Below are 15,028 nucleotides of genomic sequence, written 5' to 3' on the forward strand. Positions count from 1 at the left end.
TAATTATCTATGCAAATACTATCTATATCAGAAAAAAAGTAGCAGTTAAGAACTGCTACTTGAACTTAAAGTAATAATATTAATTTCATTTCTTGCAAAGAATTTATATGGGAAACTAGATGGACCAGAGAAACCATTAGATACTAATAATGTAGACCCACTATTTTGATAAATTCCATGATTATATGTTTTTGCACCGTCAATAGTCATTAATGGACCATAATAAGGAATATATATAGAGCCACCACCACTATGTCCAGATAATTGGAAATTTATCTTTCCTTGATTTTGAGAAAATGTATCTGGTTGATGTGCAATAGCGATTTTAATTGTTTGAGTATCACCTTTTAGTGTAGATATATCAGTTTGATCATCAGTAGCTAATAAAAGAAATGATGTATCTTTATAATAGATTGTTCTGATTTCATTTTCAATAACTTCAAAGCCACCATCATTAAGAACTTGTGTTACTTCTAATGATGATTTTTTATCATTTTCTCCTAAAACTGCAAATTTTCCATATTTACAATCAATATTTTTTAATGCAGAAGAGACTTCTTTAGCACTAAAAACATGACCATCATATAAATCTCCACCAAAGATAACCATATCAAAAGGATAGTCGTTAAGTTTAGTAATCATTTCTTGAAAACGTTCAAGATTGTTTTTATCTGATAAATGAATATCAGTAATAAACGCAATTTTAAACCCATTTAATTTTGAATTGATATTTTTATGAACGTATTCATAACGAGAAAAAGTATAATCTTTTGGTGATAAAGCATATGTATAAAAACCAATAAAGAATAAACCAAAGACGATTAATAAAAGAATTAATCGTCTTAATAATTTTAGTTTTTTCATGCTTTTTTATTCATGATAACAGGAATAATCATTGGATTACGTTTTGTCTTATGATAAAAGTATGGTCCAAGAGTATCTCTGATTGTTGTTTTGATTTCACCAAAAGTTGTTTTACGTTTTAATAATTGACTTAATTCACGACTTACTAAAAATTCAGCTTCTCTGATCATCTCTTTGCTTTCTTGCATATAAACAAAACCTCTAGACATAATAATTGGTTTGTTGAGTAAACATCCAGAACGAGAATCCATTGAAATAAGAACAGAAACCATTCCATCTTCACTTAAAATCTGTCGATCTCTTAAGACTGCAGTAGATAATCCAGTGATATCATTACCATCCACATAAATATCATCAACATGTACACGAGGACCTAATCTTGCTTCTCCGTTACGTAATAATATAGAATCACCATTAGATAAAACAAATGAATTTCCTTTTGTTAAACCAACCTCTTCAAATAATTTCGCATGAATTTTTAACATACGATATTCCCCATGGACTGGGAAAAAGTATTTTGGTCTTGTTAATAATAACATTAATTTTTGTTCTTCTTGTGAAGCATGACCAGATGTATGCAAATTATTAATAGCTTCATTTGTTAAAACACGAGCTCCAGCACGATAAAGTTTATTAATGACTTTGCTAACACTTCCAGCATTACCTGGAATAGGATTAGATGAGAATAAAACAGTATCACCAGGTTTAATAGAAATCTGACGATGTGTTCCATTAGCAATTCGGCTTAAGGCAGCTAAGGCTTCTCCTTGACTTCCAGTACATAAGATAAGAATTTCGTTATCTGGTAAGCGTTTAGCTTCATCGTTTTTAATAAAGAAACGATCTGGACATTTGATATATCCTAATTTTCTTGAAACTTGAATGTTATTTTCCATTGAACGTCCAAAGACAAGAATCTTACGATTAAATTTAACAGCTGCATCAATAATTTGTTGAACACGATGAACATTAGATGCAAAAGTTGCAACAATAAGTCTTCCCTCAGTTTTTCTAAATTCTTCTTGAACACTATAAGCAACTTGTTTTTCACTAATAGAAAAATTAGGGACTTCAGCATTCGTTGAATCACTTAATAATAAGGTTACACCAGTTTCACCTAAAAAAGACATCACCTGATAATCAGCAGGATCACCTACAGGTGTTAAATCAAATTTAAAATCACCAGTAGAAACAACACGTCCATTAGGTGTGTTCACAATAATTCCTAATGATTCGGGAATAGAATGGTTTGTTTTAAAGAAACCAATATTGAAATGTTTTGTTTTTACTTGATAAAGATTATTAATTTGAACAAGTTTTGTTGCATTTGTGAGTCGTCTTTCTTCTAATTTTCTTCTAATCATTGCACAGGCAAGAGGAGAAGCATAAACAAAAGGAACAGAGACAACTTGGAGTAGGAAAGGAATCCCACCTATATGATCTTCATGACCATGAGTAATTAAAAGACCTTTAATCTTCTTTTGATTACGTTTTAAATAAGAATAATCAGGAATAACATAATCAATTCCTGGTAAACCATCCTCGGCGAATTTGACACCTGCATCAATAATGATGATTTCATCATCATGTTCAATACAGTACATGTTTTTTCCGACTTCGTTAAGTCCTCCTAAAGCAAAAACCTTTGTATCTAATGAATGGTTTTCTTTTTTTATATTCGTCGATTTTTTTGTTCTATTATTATGAGGTGTTCTTCTGCGTTGAGGAGAACGTTTTTGAGGCATATCTGCCATTCTTTTCACCTTTCTTTCTTTTTTATAGTATACCACTTTGTCTTCATTTTATAATAAAATGAATGAGAATGGAAGCCATTCTCATTTACATACTAAATAATCTTTTTACATGCAGCAACTGCAAGTGAATGTGGACCAATATGACAAGCAACACTTAATGATAAAGGATCACAGATAATTTCATGATGAGGGAATGTTTCCTCGGCTTGTTTTTTAAGTTCAAGAGCTTGTTCTTTATCATAAGTATAAGCAATCATAATACGTGCTCCTGACATATCTTCATGTGTTGGATCAATACGTGTTTTGATATCTTCTAAAGTTGCATTAATCATTATTTTGGTAGCCTTAGCCATTGTACGTGTTTTCTGGAAAGAATCGAGCTTTTCACCTTGAATTGTTAAAATTGGCTTGATTTTAAGTAATCCACCTAATGCCGCTGCGGCAGGTGTAATTCTACCACCTTTTTTTAAATATTCTAAAGTATTAACAGTAATATAAATTGTTGCATTGAGTTTGTTTTCCATAAGAATATCATGGATTTCTTTAGCATCTTTACCTTGCTTAGCCAACTCTAATGCATCTAATACATCATATTTTTGTGTTACTGAAATTCTTTGTGAATCAACAACATAGACCTTGTTCTTATATTCCTCTTCTTCAGCTAACATCATTGCTGTTTGACAAGAACCACTTAAGCCACTTGACATAGGGATGTGTACAATTTGATCATAATCTTTTAAGATATTATTGAAAAAATTTGTTACTTCTCCAGCCGCTGGCTGAGAAGTAAAAACTTCAGCACCATTCATTAATTTATCATAAAACTCTTCTTGAGAGAGATTGATATCTTCTTCAAACTCTTGACCATCTATAGTAAAAGGCATTGGTAACACAAATATTCCTAATTCTTTAGCTTCTTTTTGTGTAATACCACTATTGCTATCAGTCATTATAGCGACTTTCATGGAATTCCTCCTTAATTATTGTATGTAATTTGACATTACTATTTTATCTTATTTATAAAATATTGCAACCTTTTTATATTGACTTGTTGACAATATTTCTTAAACTATATATATAATAAGATGAAAAGAGGAATTGGGATGAATAATATATTACAAACATTTATAGATAAGTATACAAATGTAGGACTAAATTTAGTTGATGCGCTCATTGTTTTTATATTGGGTTGGTATGGTACAAAGATTCTACTTCATATCCTTGAAAGAATGATGAAAAAGTCAAATGTGGATCCCATTGTCATCAATTTTGTAAAATCAATAGCAAATGTAGGATTAAGAGTTATTGTCATTATTACTGTGATTGGTCAATTAGGAGTTTCAGTAACTTCGTTGGTTGCTGTTTTGACAACTGCTGGAGCAGCTATTGTTTTAGGGTTGCAGGATTCTATGAAAGGGATAGTTTCAGGGATTATTATTTTATTTGCTAAGCCATTTGTTAAAGGTGATATTATTGAGGTTAATAATTACATAGGAAAAATTCAGGAAATTCAATTGTTATATACGATACTTATGACTTTTGATAATAAGATGGTTGTTATTCCTAATAATGAGTTAGCTTCTTCAACTTTTGTAAATTATTCACATGAAGATATTCGTCGTGTTGATATGACTATGGATATTCATTATGAAAGTGATGTGGAAGTAGCAAAACAAATTATTATGGAAGTCATTAATCAGCATCCTTATGCATTAAAAGAACCTTTGCCTTATGTAAGAGTAAGTGAATACAAAGATCATGCTATTGCTATTGGGTTAAGAGTTTGGGCACAAACAGAGCATTATTATGATTTAAAAGATGATCTTGTAGAACAGATTAAGGCATCATTTGACCAAAATGGTATTAGTATTCCATATACACAAATAGATGTCCATATTCATCAATCTGATAAATCTTGACAAAAGCATACAGACTGTATGTTTTTTTGTTTATATTTTCTAAAATTTTCATAAAATATGGAGTATAGATGAAAATAAATTGTTTAGACATGTATACAATTACAAAAATGCAAACGTTTTTTTACTGAAAATAACAAAAAAATAATTATATTTTTGGAAAAATATGAAATCGACAAAATTTTTTTTAAAAGAAAGTTGACCAAAGAACAATTTTTATGTATGATGTATTGTACGAAGATATATTTTATATGAATTTTGGCTCATAAAATAGGAAAATATCTTTGTTACGATGAAAGGTATGGTAAAAAATGGGTAAGTATGTAGTAAAACGTATATTAATAGGGATTATAACGTTATTTGTTTTATCTAGTGCTACTTTCTTTTTGATGAAGGCGACACCTGGTTCACCAATCAGTGGTGAAAAATTTAAAACAGCTGAAGCAAGAAAAGCAGCAGAAGAAAGATATAATTTAGATAAACCAGTTTTGACACAATATGCTTTGTATATTGAAGGCGTTGTGCAAGGTGATTTGGGAGAAAGTATGGTACACGAGGGACGTACTGTTACATATTATATAGGAAATGGTTTTCCTGTTACAGCAAAATTGGCATTTGTAGCTTTTATATTCGCGGTAACAGTGGGGATTACATTAGGAACAACAGCAGCACTTTCTAGAAAGAAGTGGATTAACAATGTTTGTATGTTTATTGCAACAATCGGTGTAAGTGTTCCTTCATTTTTAATAGCTATGTTACTAGTCGTTATATTTGGTGTTAAACTGCGAATGTTTCCATTTATTGGATTGGCAACACCAGCACATTATGTTTTACCAGCGTTAGCGTTGTCATTGTATCCAATATCAATGATTTCACGTTTAACACGTAGTAGTATGTTGGAAGTTATGAAACAAGATTATATTATATTAGCACGTTCTAAAGGAACACCATATAAAAAAGTTATTATTAAACATGCTTTAAAAAATGCAATGTTACCTGTTATTACATATATTGGACCTATGTTTGCATTTTTGTTAACAGGAAGTTTGGTAGTAGAGACAATATTTGCAATTCCAGGACTTGGTTCTTCATTTGTTACATCTGTTATGGATCGTGATTATCCTTTGATTATGGGGATGACTATTTTCTTAGGAATTTTAATTATCACATTCAATTTAATTACTGATATTGTATCAGCAATGGTTGATCCAAGAATTAAGTTAAAGTAAGGAAGGAGTTAAGATTATGGATTTGAAAAAAGAAGAATTAAAACTAACTCCAGACTTATTTGAAAAACTGGATGATAGTGAAAAAAATGCTGAGAAGATTTCATACGAAAGTAAAACGTATTTTCAAGATGCATGGGTACGTTTTAAACAGAATAAAATGGCATTAGTTGGATTATTCTTTGTATTAATTATGATTATTGCTTGTATCATAATACCAATGATTTCACCATATACTTATGATGAACAAAATATGGCTATTGCAAATCAGGGGCCTACATTGGCACATTTAATGGGAACAGATAAATTTGGTAGAGATATCTTAGTTCGTATTATGTGTGGTGGTCGTATTTCATTAAGTGTTGGATTTATGGGAGCATTTATTGCTTTAGGTATTGGAGTTATTTATGGTGGAATAGCTGGATATGTTGGTGGCAAAGTAGATATGTTAATGATGCGTTTTGTTGATATGATGTATTCTATTCCAGATATTCTATATATTATCATGATTGTTGTTGTATTAGAGCCTAGTTTAACATCTATTATGTTAGGAATCACAATTTCATCTTGGATGGGAATGGCAAGACAGGTTCGTGCACAGGTTTTAACATTAAAAGAACAAGAGTTTTCATTAGCTGCGTTTGTATTAGGGGCTAGTAAAGCACGTATTTTGTTAAAACACTTAATTGTCAATTCTATGGGACCTATTATTGTTTCAGTAACAATGTTAGTGCCTAGTGTTATATTTAATGAAGCCTTCTTAGGTTTCTTAGGAATTGGTTTAAATGCTCCTCAAGCAAGTTGGGGAACATTAGCAAATGATGCACGTCGTATGATGATGTCTCAGCCAATTCAGATTATTTGGCCAGTTATGGCAATTTGCTTAACAATGTTAGCATTAAACTTTATTGGAGACGGATTAGGAGTTGCTCTTGATCCTAAGAAGAAGTAGGGAGGTTAAAAAATGTCTGCAATGTTAGAAATCAAAAACCTTTCTACAGAATTTTCTACTGATAATGGAACAGTACAAGCTGTAAGAGACGTTTCATTTGAAGTCAAGAAAGGTGAAATTTTAGGTATAGTTGGTGAGTCTGGTTCAGGGAAATCACAAACGATGTTTTCTGTTATGGGACTACTAGCTGGGAATGGTCGAGTTGCTAACGGGGAAATTATCTTAGATGGTAAAAATATCTCTCCATTGGCATTTAAAAATGAAAAAGAATATGAAGATACAATGAGTGACATTCGTGGAAATGATATGGCTATGATTTTCCAGGATCCAATGACATTCTTAAATCCGGTTTTAACAATTGAAACACAATTGACAGAACCAATTTTGAATCACAATAATGTTTCTAAGGCTGAAGCAAGACAAAGAGCTATCGAGTTAATGGCTAAAGTTGGGATTCCTTCACCAGAATCAAGAATTAAACAATATCCACATCAATTCTCTGGTGGGATGAGACAACGTATTATTATTGCAATTGCTTTGGCATGTAATCCAAAATTGATTATTGCGGATGAACCAACAACTGCATTAGACGTGACTATTCAAGCACAGGTTTTAGATTTAATTACTGGTTTGCGTGATGAACTTGATTCAAGTATTATCATGATTACACATGATTTGGGTGTTGTTGCTAGTATGTGTGATAGAATTGCTATCATGTATGGTGGTAAGATAGTTGAAATTGGAACAGCTGATGAAATTTTCTATAATCCTCAGCATCCATATACAAAAGGATTATTATCTTGTATTGCTAATCCTGAAGATAAAGAAAAGAAAGAATTACATCCGATTCCTGGATCACCACCTGATTTATTGAATTTAGGTGATTGGTGTCCATTTGTTGATAGATGTGAAAATGCAATGAAAGTTTGTAAGATGAAAATGCCATCTCAGGAAGTCTATTCAAAAACACATCAGGCTTCTTGCTGGTTATCTCATCCTCTTGCAAAAGAAGGGAAGGGTGAATAAGAATGGCTGAACCTATATTAGAGTTAAAAGATTTAAAAGTTTATTTCTATGTTAATGGTGGATTTTTAAAGAAAAAAGATGAAGTCAAAGCTGTTGATGGAATTTCACTAAAGATTTATCCAGGTGAGACATTTGGATTAGTTGGTGAATCAGGATGTGGGAAATCAACAACTGGTCGAGCTATTGTTAAAATTAATCAGCCTACAAGTGGTCAAATTTTAGTTGATGGACAAGATATCACTAAAATTCATGGTGATGAGTTAAAACAGTTTAGACAAGATGTTCAAATGATTTTCCAAGATCCTTATGCAAGTTTAAATCCACGTATGACAGTAGGAGAAATTATTCGAGAACCAATGGATATCCATGGTATCTTTGATACTAAAGAAGAAAGAGAAAAACGTGTAAGGGAATTGCTTGACTTGGTTGGGTTAAAGCCTGATCATATTCGTAGATATCCACATGAGTTTTCAGGAGGACAAAGACAACGTATTGGAATTGCAAGAACACTTGCATTAAATCCGAAGTTTATTGTTTGTGATGAGCCTATTTCAGCGCTAGATGTTTCTATCCAAGCGCAGGTCATAAATTTGCTTGAAAAGATTCAGGCAGAAATGGGAATTTCTTATTTATTTATTGCCCATGATTTGAGTATGGTTAAACATATTTCAGATCGTATCGGTGTTATGTATTTAGGAAATTTAGTAGAAGTTGGAAATAGTGATGAGGTTTATACTGATCCACTACATCCATATACACAAGCTCTTTTATCATCTGTACCAATTCCAGATCCTAAAACTGCTCGTGAAAGACAAAGGATAGTTCTTGAGGGAGAACTGCCTAGTCCAATCAATCCGCCTTCAGGATGTGTATTTAGAACACGTTGTCCTAAGGCGACAGAGAGATGTGCACAGGCAAAACCTGAATTAAAAGAGGTTAATGGCCGACTTGTTGCATGTTTCTTGTTTGAAGATAATAAAGAATAGGGAGGAGAAAAACATGAAAAAATTATTGAGTTCTTTATTATGTTTCGCTATGGTTGCCACATTAACAGCATGTGGTGGAGGAGGTCGTGCTGACTCAACTCTTATTAGAGTTGCGCTTGGTGGAGACTGTGAATTCTTAGATCCTGCAATCGTAGACGATTCAATTACTGCTAATATTTTAGCACAAATGTATGAAGGGTTATATAAGTTAGATAAAGATGGTGTTGCTCAACCTAGTGTTGCTGAAGCTGCTCCAGAAATTAGCGATGATGGTTTAACTTATACAATCAAATTAAAATCAGGTTATACTTGGAGTGACGGTGAAGCTTTAAAAGCAAGTGACTATGTATATGCATGGAAACGTGCTTCTGCAATGGGGATTGGTAAAGCTTACTATTCACAATTTATTAACAAAATCGTTGGAACTACTGATGGTGCTAAACCATTAAGCAGCCCTGATGATATTAAAAACTTCGGTGCTGTTGCAAAAGATGATAATACAATTGTTATCACTTTAAAAGAAAAATGTGCTTATTTTACATCTCTATTAACGAATACAGTATTCTACCCACTTCGTAAAGATATCGTAGAAAAAGATGGTGGTAATCCATTAACAAATAACTGGGCTGATAGATTAGATAATCCTACTAATGGAGCATTCCGTGCAACTTCTATCAATGCAAAAGATGAAATCGTTCTTGAAAGAAATGAAAAATATCATGCTGCTGATGAAGTAAAAATTGAAAAAATTAGTTTCAAAGTTATGAAAGATTCAGATACACAAACAAGTGGTTTCCAAGCTGGAGATTTAGATTGGGCTACTTCTGTAAACAATGAAACTGTTCAAAACACAGAAGATTTAAAGAAACAAGCTTATATTATTGATCCATTTGTATGTAACTATTATATCTTAATTAATTCAGGTGATGAAAACACAAACAAAGCATTAAAAGATGTTGATATTAGAAAAGCAATTTCTTATGGTATTAATCGTCAAAACGTATTAGATGCAACTGGATATGGTGACTATGCTTATGCATTAGATAAATTAGTTCCTGTAGGTATTCCAGGAGCAAATGGTGATTATAACGAAGAAGTAAAAGATGATGTTTATGGAAGTTATGATAAAGCTAAAGCACAAGAAATTATGAAATCTAAAGGTTATAGCGAAAGCAATATGTTAAAATTAACATATAAATATAACGATTTACCATTACACAAAGATGTTGCTCAAGCAATTCAAGCTTCATTAAAAGAAGTTTATATTGATTTCCAATTAAAAGTTGAAGAAAAAGAAACATTCTTCAAGAGTCGTGATGATGGTAACTTTGAATTAGCTCGTCATGCTATGACTGCTGACTTCTTAGATCCAATGGCTTATTTATCAATGTATTATGGTCATTCTTTAGCTGGTAATACTGTTGATGATGATAAATATGAAGCAATGATTACTGCTGCAGAAAAATTAGATGGTGCAGAACGTATTAATAAATTACATGAAGCAGAAAAATATTTAATTCAAGAACAATGCTACATGATTCCTTTATTTGGATACACTGATCCATTCTTAAAAGCTTCTGATCTTGAAGGTATCACTTCTTCACCAGAAGGACATTACGATTTAACAAGAGCATATTATAAATAAAAAATCAATAGGAGCACATTTGTGCTCCTTTATGATATGAAGGAGGAAGATTATGGAAATAAAATCAATAAAAGAACAGTATAAAGTCAAAGATATCTGTTTAAAAGAGCGTTTAGATGTGATTGTTCCTGAAGTGATGAAACAAAGTGAAAGTGATGCATGGATAGTTGCAAGTAAGGAATATCATGAGGATTTAGTGTTTGATTCATTGACACCTGCCAGCTATTTAACAGCAAGACGAATTACCATGCTTGTTTTTATCAAAACAAATGACGAAGTGAAAAGATTTTCTTTAAGTATGCCTGATCCTGCCCTTAATCATTATTATCCACAGTATTGGAAATTTGGAGAAGAAGAGCAGATGGATGCATTAAATAGTTTGTTTGATGAATATGATCCTCAAAAGATTGCAATTAATATTTCAAAAGATTTTACTTATGCTGATGGACTTAGTCATGGTTTATATGTTTCATTAAAAGAATCATTAAAACCTGAATATGTAGAAAGATTGATTGTTGATGAATTGTTACCAATTAAAGTCATGGAAATAAGAACATCAACAGAATTATCTCTTTATCCTGAATTAATGAATATTGCATTTTCTATTATTGAAGAAGCTTTTAGTTTCCGTGCAATTGAACCAGGAAAGACAACATGTGAAGATCTTGAATTTTTTATGATGGATAAAGTCACACAATTAGGATTACAATATTGGTTCTCTCCAACAATTGATATACAAAGAGAAGGACATGATGGGGTTATTCATGAAGGTATTATAGAAAAAGGTGATTTATTGCATTGTGATTTTGGAATTAAGTATTTAAATTTATGTAGTGATACACAACGTTTAGCTTATGTGGCTAAAGATGATGAAACAGATGTACCACAATGGATGAAAGATGGATTTAAAGTTAATAATCGTTTCCAAGATATTGTTTGTGAGTGTATGGCGGATGGAAAGAGCGGAAATGATGTGTTAATGGATGCACTAAAAAAAGCTAAGGAAGAACATATTGATGCTTGTTTGTATTCACATCCATGTAATATTTATGGACATGGTCCAGGGCCAACAATAGGATTATGGAATAATCAAAATCCAATACCTTTAAAAGGTGATATTAAAATGTCTTATGATACAGTTTATGCATTAGAACTTAATGTTAAATATGAATATAATGGATTGGTATATACAATGTTCAGTGAAGAAACAGTATCATTTACACATGATGGTGTAACATTCTTATATCCAAATAGAGATCAAATTTATTTCATTAAATAGTAAAAGGGGAATGCTATGAAAATAATGGAGCAATATCTAGGGTTAAAAAAAGAAATTTATATTTTAACTTTTGGTAAAGTTGTTACTTGTTTGGGAGCAATGGTTTGGCCAATGATGACTCTTATTTTATCAAATAAATTGAAGATGGATGCTTCGCAAATAGCATCCCTTTTGCTTATTATGAATATTGTTCAAATTCCATGTATGATGTTTGCTGGATACATGGCTGATCATTATAATAAAAAGATGATGATTATTCTTTGTGATTTAGTGAGTGTCATTGGTTATTTATCTATAGCAATCTTAGATATCAATATGGGGACAGTTATTATTTTCTTTATTGCTGGATTATTTGCAATGATGGAACATCCTGTATATGATGCACTTATTGCAGATTTAAGTGAATCAAAAGATCGTGAACGAGCTTATAGTTTAACTTATCTAGGTGCCAATTTGGGTATGGTTTTGGCACCAATGTTAGGTGGATTATTGTTTGCAGAACATTTACAGTTGTCTTTCTTTATTGATGCGATATCAACGCTTATATCAACAATTATGATTATTCTTTGGTTGAAAGATACATCTGTTGTATCAGATGATTCATGTGAAAAATACGAAGAAGCTACTAGTATGAGTTTATGGCAGGTTTTAAAAACAAGAAAGATCTTGTTATATTATCTTTGTTGTTTTGTTGTGATTGAATTTATTTATAGCCAGTATCAGTTTTTATTACCTTTGAATCTTGAACAGTTACATGGGTCACAAGGAGCGCTTTATTTTGGCGCTATGACAAGTTTAAACGCTATAGTTGTGGTGATGGGAACACCTTTATTAACTTCATGGTTTTCTCGTGTTAAGGATATTAATAAGATTGAAATAAGTGCGATATTGTTTATGATAAGTTTATCTATGTATATTTTTATTCAAGGAAAAGTTCCTCTTTATTTTTTATCTATGTTTTTATTTACATGTGGAGAAATATTTAATGCTTTAGGGCAACTTCCATATATTACAAAGAGAATTCCTTTATCCCATCGTGCTCGTATGAATTCATTACAAAGAATGTTGAGTGCTATTTTTATCGCAATAATGCAAAAAGGGTGGGGAATATTAATAGATCATTATACAATTGTTTTCATTTGGTCATTAGTTAGTCTTGTGACAATCATAGGATTGCTTATGATTGTTATTTTGAAAAAAGCAGATAAGCATTTTTATCCATCATTGTAAAAATAAAGAGTTAATAAAAAAGAATGAATACAGTCATTTTAAACCATTGACCTATATTCATTCTTTTCATTTATTATAAAAATTTCTTATTTTACATTATTTTCTAGTATTTTAAGAAGAACTTCAACTTGTTTTTTCATCATTGTTAATGAAACATATTCAAAAGGACCATGATAGTTATAACCACCAGTTCCAAGATTAGGACATGGTAATCCCATATAAGTGAGATTAGCTCCATCAGTTCCACCTCTGATAGGAACAGCACGTGGTTCAACTTGACATTCTTTCATAGCTTTCATTGCATTATCAACAATATACATATTTTCTAATATGTGTTCTTTCATATTTAAATAACTTTGTTCAATCGTTACATTGACAAGACTATAACCATATTTTTGATTAAGAAAATCAGCAATATTTAGAAAATCCTGACATTGTTTTTTTGCTAAATCAAGATCGTGATTTCTAATGATATATTCCATAACTGTTTTTTCACAGTTTCCATGAATATCATGTAGATGATTGAAACCTTCATATCCCTCAGTAGATTCAGGTCTTGCGTGAATTGGTAACATTGCATCAAATTCTTGAGCAATATGGATAGAATTGACCATTGCATTTTTGGCAGAACCAGGGTGGATACTCTTACCAGTGACTTCCACAACAGCACTAAATGCATTGAAATTCTCATATTCAATCTCAGAAATATCTCCACCATCAACAGTGTAAGCATAATCTGCATGGAAACGTTCAACATCAAAGTGTTCTGTTCCACGTCCGACCTCTTCATCAGGTGTAAAAGCAATTTGAATGTCATTATGTTTAAATTCAGGATGAGTTAAAATATATTCAGCCATCTGCATAATAACAGCAACACCAGCTTTATCATCAGCACCAAGAAGAGTCGTTCCATCAGTTGTTATTAAATCATGATGCAAAACATTTAATAGTTCAGGGAAATCATGAGGATCCAGAGATAATTTTTTATCTTTATTAAGAACAATTGTATCGCCTGAATAATCTCTAATAATTTGTGGATGAATGTTATGACCAGCTGCATCTGGTGATGTATCCATATGAGCAACAAATCCAATAACATGACCTTGTGCATTATTATTAGCTGGAATTGTTCCATAAACAATACCATATTCATCTAATTGAGCATTTTCAATTCCTATTTCTTTCATTTCTTCAACCAATGCTTTTCCTAATTCTAATTGTTTCATAGTTGAAGGAGCAGTTTCTGATTTAGGATCAGACTGTGTATCAAAACTAACATATTTTAAAAATCTTTCTTCAATATTCATATTTTCTACCTCACTTTCTATTTCTATATTATACATGGAAATGAGGGAATAATCTATGTTATAATTGAAAAGAAGTGGAGGAAAAAATCATGAATGAAACAATTAAAGAATTATTTGAAAGAAAGTCTGTTCGTATGTATACAGATGAAAAAATAACTGAAGAAGAAAAAAGAATAATATTGGAATCGGCATTACAGGCACCTACTGCAGGGAATATGGCTCTTTATTCAATTATTGATGTACAAGATCAAGCTTTAAAAGATGAATTGGCAATTAGATGTGATCATCAACCATTTATTGCTAAGGCGCCTCTTGTTCTCATTTTCCTAGCTGATTATCAAAAATGGTTTGATATGTTTAATGAATATACGCCAGGTGTTCCGAAATTAGAAGAATCTGATTTATTTTTAGCGACTCAAGATTGCATTATTGCTGCTCAAAATGCTGTTGTTGCAGCACAGTCTTTAGGAATTGGATCATGTTATATTGGGGATATCTTAGAAAATTTTGAAGAGAATCAGAAATTATTAAAATTACCTAAATATGCTGTTCCTTATGTTATGGTTGTTTTTGGAAAACCAACAAAACAACAACAAACAAGAGAAAAACCACATCGCTTTGCACTTGAAGATATGGTAAGTGTGAACACTTATCATCAAAAAACAATTGAAGAGACAAAAGAAATGTTTATTAAACAATCTGGCAAGAGTGAAGAAGAACTTGAAAAGTATATTTCCTCATTTGCGAAAAGAAAATTCTTTGCTGAATTTAGAGATGAAATGAATAGATCATCAAGAGAAATATTAAAACATTGGATAAAATAAAGCTGCCTTGTGAGGCAGT

Annotated in this window: 13 protein-coding genes; 9 read left to right on the forward strand and 4 right to left on the reverse strand. The window is 31.5% G+C overall.

Features of this window, described 5'->3' with window-relative positions:
* Nucleotides 1-45: 45 nt before the first annotated feature.
* From BN1865_RS13740 to BN1865_RS13750, 3 genes are all read right to left on the reverse strand, one after another.
* Entirely contained in the window at nt 46-864 is an 819-nt protein-coding gene (locus BN1865_RS13740) for a metallophosphoesterase (RefSeq protein ID WP_050637838.1), read from the reverse strand.
* Nucleotides 861-2,618, reverse strand: a complete 1,758-nt coding sequence (gene rnjA, locus BN1865_RS13745) for a ribonuclease J1 (protein WP_050637839.1) — start codon at nt 2,616-2,618, stop codon at nt 861-863. The genes BN1865_RS13740 and rnjA overlap by 4 nt, the downstream gene beginning before the upstream one ends.
* A gap of 92 nt (nt 2,619-2,710) precedes the next feature.
* Nucleotides 2,711-3,583: a DegV family protein gene (locus BN1865_RS13750; protein ID WP_050637840.1), complete on the reverse strand. Its 873-nt coding sequence runs from the start codon at nt 3,581-3,583 to the stop codon at nt 2,711-2,713.
* Nucleotides 3,584-3,721: 138 nt separating this feature from the next.
* Between BN1865_RS13750 and BN1865_RS13755 the strand changes: the two genes are divergently transcribed.
* The 8 genes from BN1865_RS13755 (at nt 3,722) to BN1865_RS13790 (ending at nt 12,878) form a co-directional block, all read left to right on the forward strand.
* Nucleotides 3,722-4,537: a mechanosensitive ion channel family protein gene (locus BN1865_RS13755; protein WP_050637841.1), complete on the forward strand. Its 816-nt coding sequence runs from the start codon at nt 3,722-3,724 to the stop codon at nt 4,535-4,537.
* A gap of 308 nt (nt 4,538-4,845) precedes the next feature.
* Nucleotides 4,846-5,763 (forward strand): ABC transporter permease, encoded by a 918-nt coding sequence (locus BN1865_RS13760; protein WP_050637842.1) that lies wholly within the window; start codon nt 4,846-4,848, stop codon nt 5,761-5,763.
* A 16-nt stretch (nt 5,764-5,779) separates the two neighbouring features.
* Nucleotides 5,780-6,712, forward strand: coding sequence for an ABC transporter permease (locus BN1865_RS13765; RefSeq protein ID WP_050637843.1), 933 nt, complete (start codon nt 5,780-5,782; stop codon nt 6,710-6,712).
* Between the two features lie 12 nt (nt 6,713-6,724).
* Nucleotides 6,725-7,738 carry an ABC transporter ATP-binding protein gene (locus BN1865_RS13770; RefSeq protein WP_050637844.1) on the forward strand — a complete coding sequence of 338 codons (1,014 nt, stop codon included), beginning with the start codon at nt 6,725-6,727 and terminating at the stop codon, nt 7,736-7,738.
* A gap of 2 nt (nt 7,739-7,740) precedes the next feature.
* Nucleotides 7,741-8,724, forward strand: a complete 984-nt coding sequence (locus BN1865_RS13775; protein WP_050637845.1) for an ABC transporter ATP-binding protein — start codon at nt 7,741-7,743, stop codon at nt 8,722-8,724.
* Nucleotides 8,725-8,737: 13 nt separating this feature from the next.
* Nucleotides 8,738-10,369 carry a peptide ABC transporter substrate-binding protein gene (locus tag BN1865_RS13780; protein ID WP_050637846.1) on the forward strand — a complete coding sequence of 544 codons (1,632 nt, stop codon included), beginning with the start codon at nt 8,738-8,740 and terminating at the stop codon, nt 10,367-10,369.
* A 52-nt stretch (nt 10,370-10,421) separates the two neighbouring features.
* Nucleotides 10,422-11,648, forward strand: coding sequence for a M24 family metallopeptidase (locus tag BN1865_RS13785; RefSeq protein ID WP_232780404.1), 1,227 nt, complete (start codon nt 10,422-10,424; stop codon nt 11,646-11,648).
* A 15-nt stretch (nt 11,649-11,663) separates the two neighbouring features.
* Nucleotides 11,664-12,878: an MFS transporter gene (locus tag BN1865_RS13790; RefSeq protein WP_050637848.1), complete on the forward strand. Its 1,215-nt coding sequence runs from the start codon at nt 11,664-11,666 to the stop codon at nt 12,876-12,878.
* Nucleotides 12,879-12,964: 86 nt separating this feature from the next.
* Here BN1865_RS13790 and pepT read toward each other — a convergent pair whose 3' ends face one another.
* Nucleotides 12,965-14,185, reverse strand: a complete 1,221-nt coding sequence (pepT, locus tag BN1865_RS13795; RefSeq protein ID WP_050637849.1) for a peptidase T — start codon at nt 14,183-14,185, stop codon at nt 12,965-12,967.
* An 89-nt stretch (nt 14,186-14,274) separates the two neighbouring features.
* On the opposite strand from pepT, the gene BN1865_RS13800 reads away from it, so the two are divergent.
* A complete protein-coding gene (locus tag BN1865_RS13800; protein ID WP_198527289.1) occupies nt 14,275-15,009 on the forward strand; it encodes a nitroreductase family protein in 735 nt (244 codons plus the stop codon).
* Nucleotides 15,010-15,028 lie beyond the last annotated feature (19 nt).

The sequence above is a fragment of the Candidatus Stoquefichus sp. SB1 genome (assembly GCF_001244545.1).
Classification (GTDB): Bacteria; Bacillota_I; Bacilli_A; order Erysipelotrichales; family Coprobacillaceae; genus Stoquefichus.